This is a genomic window from Reyranella soli, assembly GCF_007992495.1.
Lineage (GTDB): Bacteria > Pseudomonadota > Alphaproteobacteria > Reyranellales > Reyranellaceae > Reyranella > Reyranella soli.
On the sequence record NZ_BKAJ01000305.1, the window covers coordinates 1 to 4,374 of the forward strand.

5 protein-coding genes are annotated in these 4,374 nt (G+C 65.2%); all 5 read left to right on the forward strand.

Going from position 1 to position 4,374, the window contains the following annotated elements; translation table 11 throughout:
• Positions 1-110 precede the first annotated feature (110 nt).
• From RSO01_RS46065 to RSO01_RS46085, 5 genes are read left to right on the forward strand one after another with little or no spacing between them, the layout of a single operon-like run.
• Positions 111-1,223: an S-(hydroxymethyl)glutathione dehydrogenase/class III alcohol dehydrogenase gene (locus RSO01_RS46065; RefSeq protein WP_147157353.1), complete on the forward strand. Its 1,113-nt coding sequence runs from the start codon at positions 111-113 to the stop codon at positions 1,221-1,223.
• A gap of 14 nt (positions 1,224-1,237) precedes the next feature.
• Complete coding sequence (locus RSO01_RS46070; protein ID WP_147157354.1) at positions 1,238-2,122, forward strand: MBL fold metallo-hydrolase; 885 nt, start codon at positions 1,238-1,240, stop codon at positions 2,120-2,122.
• Positions 2,123-2,160: 38 nt separating this feature from the next.
• Complete coding sequence (locus RSO01_RS46075; protein ID WP_147157355.1) at positions 2,161-2,973, forward strand: SDR family NAD(P)-dependent oxidoreductase; 813 nt, start codon at positions 2,161-2,163, stop codon at positions 2,971-2,973.
• Positions 2,974-2,997: 24 nt separating this feature from the next.
• Positions 2,998-3,552, forward strand: a complete 555-nt coding sequence (locus RSO01_RS46080; RefSeq protein ID WP_147157356.1) for a carboxymuconolactone decarboxylase family protein — start codon at positions 2,998-3,000, stop codon at positions 3,550-3,552.
• A 1-nt stretch (position 3,553) separates the two neighbouring features.
• Positions 3,554-4,357 carry an SDR family NAD(P)-dependent oxidoreductase gene (locus tag RSO01_RS46085; RefSeq protein ID WP_147157357.1) on the forward strand — a complete coding sequence of 268 codons (804 nt, stop codon included), beginning with the start codon at positions 3,554-3,556 and terminating at the stop codon, positions 4,355-4,357.
• Positions 4,358-4,374 lie beyond the last annotated feature (17 nt).

Below are 4,374 nucleotides of genomic sequence, written 5' to 3' on the forward strand. Positions count from 1 at the left end.
TGACAGCGGGCGCGTGTCGATGTCCTACTTTTCGCTTCGCGCAACGACTCCGGTAGCATCGTTGCCTCCCCTGCTCTAGGCTTCGCCCCTTGATTCCCAGGGGGACGAGCGTGAAGACAAAGGCGGCAGTCTGCTTCGAGGCCGGCAAGAACCTCGAGATCGAGGAAGTCGACCTCGAAGGGCCGAAGTTCGGCGAGGTGCTGGTCGAGATCAAGGCGTCGGGCGTTTGCCATACCGACGAGTTCACGCGCTCGGGCGGCGATCCCGAAGGCCTGTTCCCGGTGATCTTCGGCCATGAGGGCGCGGGCGTCGTGGTCGATGTCGGGCCGGGCATCGTGTCGCTGAAGAAGGGCGATCACGTGATCCCGCTCTACACGCCGGAATGCCGGCAGTGCAAATCCTGCCTCTCGGGCAAGACCAACCTCTGCACCGCCATCCGCTCGACCCAGGGCCAGGGCGTGATGCCGGACGGCACGTCGCGCTTTTCGCTGAAGGGCAAGAAGGTCCATCACTACATGGGCTGCTCGACCTTCTCGAACTACACCGTGCTGCCCGAGATCGCGCTGGCCAAGATCCGGCCCGACGCACCGTTCGACAAGGTCTGCTACATCGGCTGCGGCGTTACCACGGGCATCGGCGCCGTCATCAACACCGCCAAGGTCGAGGCCGGCGCCAATGTCGTGGTGTTCGGCCTGGGCGGCATCGGGCTCAACGTCGTGCAGGGCGCGCGCCTGGTCGGCGCCAACATGATCGTCGGTGTCGACCTCAATCCCGAGCGCGAGGCGCTGGGCCGCAAGTTCGGCATGACCCACTTCGTCAATCCCTCGACCTTGGGCAGCAAGGATCTCGTCGCGCACCTGGTCGAGCTGACCGACGGCGGCGCCGACTACAGCTTCGAATGCGTCGGCAACACCAAGCTGATGCGCCAGGCGCTGGAATGCTGCCATCGCGGCTGGGGCAAGTCGGTGATCATCGGCGTCGCCGGCGCCGGCCAGGAGATTTCCACGCGCCCCTTCCAGCTCGTCACCGGTCGCCACTGGATGGGCACCGCCTTCGGCGGCGCCAAGGGCCGGCGCGATGTGCCCAAGATCGTCGACTGGTACATGGACAAGAAGATCGACATCGATTCGCTCATCACCCACGTCATGCCGGTCGAGAAGATCAACGACGCCTTCGACCTGATGCACAAGGGAGAGTCGATCCGCAGCGTCGTCACGTTCTAGAGGGAAGCCACGCCATGACCGTGCGCAAGCTGGGCGGAGCCACCATCGAGAAGGTCGAGGAGATCTGCGGCGCGGGCTTCAAGCCGGCACGCATGTTCCCCAAGTTCAACCAGGAAGCCTTCGACGCCCAGAAGAGCTGGATGGTGCCCGACCATGTCGAGCCGGGCTCCGACCGGCTGGTCGGCTCGGTCCATACCTGGATCGTGAAGACGCCCAGGCACACCATCCTGATCGACACCTGCCTCGGCAATCACAAGCAGCGCACCAATCCCGGCTGGCGCAATCTCGACACGCCCTTCCTCAATCGCCTGAAAGCCTGCGGCTGCCCGGCGGAGTCGGTCGACTTCGTGATGTGCACCCATCTGCACGTCGATCATGTCGGCTGGAACACCCAGCTTGTCGACGGCCGCTGGGTCCCGACCTTCCCCAACGCCAGGTACCTGTTCGGCAAGCGCGAGTACGCCCACTGGGAGAGCGAGCGCGGCAGGCAGGGCGACGGCAAGGTCAATGACGGCTCGTTCGACGATTCGGTGCTGCCCATCGTCGAGGCCGGCAAGGCGGTGATGATCGACAGCGACCACCAACCCGACCCGCTGCTCACCATCAAGGATTATCCCGGCCATACGCCGGGCTCGATCGCCATCAACCTCAAGGACGGCGGACGGCAGGCCTGCTTCTCGGGCGACATCATGCACCACCCGATCCAGGTCTATCATCCAGACTGGTCGAGCCAGTTCTGCACCGACCAGGAGATGTCGGCGCGCTCGCGGCGCCAGCTCCTGGAGGATTGCGTCGAAAGCAGTGCACTGCTGTGCCCGGCGCACTTCCCAGGCGCCAATGCCGGCACCATCAAGCGACAGGGCGAAGCGTTCCGCATCGACTGGGACGACGCGAAGTGAACCACTCGTCCTGAGTTCGGGGGAGCAAGGGGGATCGGATGAAGGGACCGGAGGATGACGCCGGCTTGGCCGGCAAGGTTGCGATCGTATCGGGCGGCGGTGCGGCGGGCGACGGAATCGGCAATGGCCGGGCGGCCGCGATCCTGCTGGCGCGCGCCGGCACCAGGGTGCTGGTGGCCGACCTCGACCTGAAGCTCGCCGAGCGCACCGTCGACATGATCAAGGCCGAGGGCGGCCACGCCGCCGCGCATGCCGGCGACATGACCAAGGAGGCCGAGTGCAAGCAGCTGGTCGATGCCGCGGTCGACCGCTGGGGCCGGCTCGACTTTCTCGACAACAATATCGGCATCGGCAGCCGCGGCAGCGTGGTCGACGAGAAGCCCGACGAATACCGCCGCGTCATGCAGGTCAATGTCGAGACGATGTTCCTGCTGTCCAAGCACGCCATCCCGGCCATGATCAAGACGGCCAAGGGCGGCTCGATCGTCAACATCTCGTCGATCTCGGCACTGCGGCCGCGCGGTCTCACGACCTACACGACGTCGAAGGCTGCGGTGATCGGCCTGACCCAGGCGATGGCGGTCGATCACGGCCGCGACCACATCCGGGTCAACTGCATCTGCCCCGGCCCGATGTACACGCCGATGGTCAATCGCGGCAACGGCATGAGCGAGGCCGCGCGCGCGGCCCGCGCCAAGGCCTCGGTCCTGAAGATCGAGGGCACCGGCTGGGACATCGGCCATGGCGTGCGCTTCCTGCTGTCCAACCACGCCCGCTATATCACCGGCCACGTGCTGGTGATCGACGGCGGCGTGACGCTGCAGGGGCCCGAGCGAGATTCAGCCACCTAGAAGTTAATTGGAGGAAATAGACGAATGGCCCGCCTGCCCTATCTCGAGCCCGACCAGGTCGCGCCCGAATACCGCGACATGCTGAAGCGCAACACCAACCTGCACAAATTGCTGGTCAACTCGCCGGACATGGCCAAGGCCTTCAATGGCATCGGCAACTTCATCCGCTTCAAGAGCAAGCTCGACCCGCGCCTGCGCGAGCTCGCCATCCTGCAGGTCGGCTGGCTGGAGCGCTCGGAGTACGAGTTCACCCATCACGTCAAGATCGGCAAGGAGTTCGGCGTCACCGACGAGGACATCCAGGGCCTGTTCGCCGAGACCGAGGGCAAGCCCTCCAAGCTCGAGCCGCTCGCCAAGGCGATCCTCAAGGGCGCCCGCGAGATGACGCGCGACATCGGCATGTCCGAAGAGACCTTCGCCGAGATCAAGCAGCATCTTTCAAACGAGCACATGACCGACCTGGTGCTCACCATCGCCTTCTACAACGCCGTGGTGCGCGTGCTCGCCACCATGAAGATCGACAACGAGCCCTACTACAAAGAGGTACTGCAGCAGTACCCGATCCCGGGAGTGAAGTGACATGCGTTTGAAGGACAAGGTCGCCATCGTCGTCGGCGCGGGCCAGAGCCCGGGCGAAGGCGTCGGCAACGGCCGCGCCACCGCGCTGACCTTCGCGCGCGAAGGCGCCAAGGTGCTGTGCGTCGACTACAACCTCGGCAGCGCCGAGGAGACCGTCGACATGATCAAGAAGAGCCAGGGCACGGCCCATGCCATCAAGGCCGACGTCACCAAGGAATCCGACATCAAGGCCTTCGTGGACGACGTCATGAAGCGCTGGGGCCGCATCGACATCCTGCACAACAATGTCGGTGTCTCGATCGCCGGCGGCGACGCCGAGCTGCTGAGCCTTACCGAGGAAGCCTTCGACCGCTGCGTGGCGATCAACCTCAAGAGCTGCATCCTGGCCTGCAAGCACGTGATCCCGATCATGCGCGCCCAGAAGAGCGGCGCCATCGTCAACATCTCCTCGAACGCCGTGATCAGCACCTATCCCTATGTCGCCTACAAGACGACCAAGGCGGCGATGGTGTCGTTCACCGAGCAGCTTGCCTACCAGAACGCGGAGTACGGCATCCGGGCCAACGTCATCCTGCCCGGCCTGATGAACACGCCGATGGCGGTCGATACCCGTGCGCGCGAGTTCAACAAGCCACGCGCCCAGGTCGAGGCCGAACGCGACGCCAAGGTGCCGCTTCGCCGCAAGATGGGCACCGGCTGGGACGTCGCCAACGCCGCGCTGTTCCTGGCGTCGGACGAAGCCTCCTTCGTCACCGGCGTCACCCTGCCGGTCGACGGAGGCGCCGGCGTCATTCGCGGCGGCTAATCTTGCCGGACCGCGGG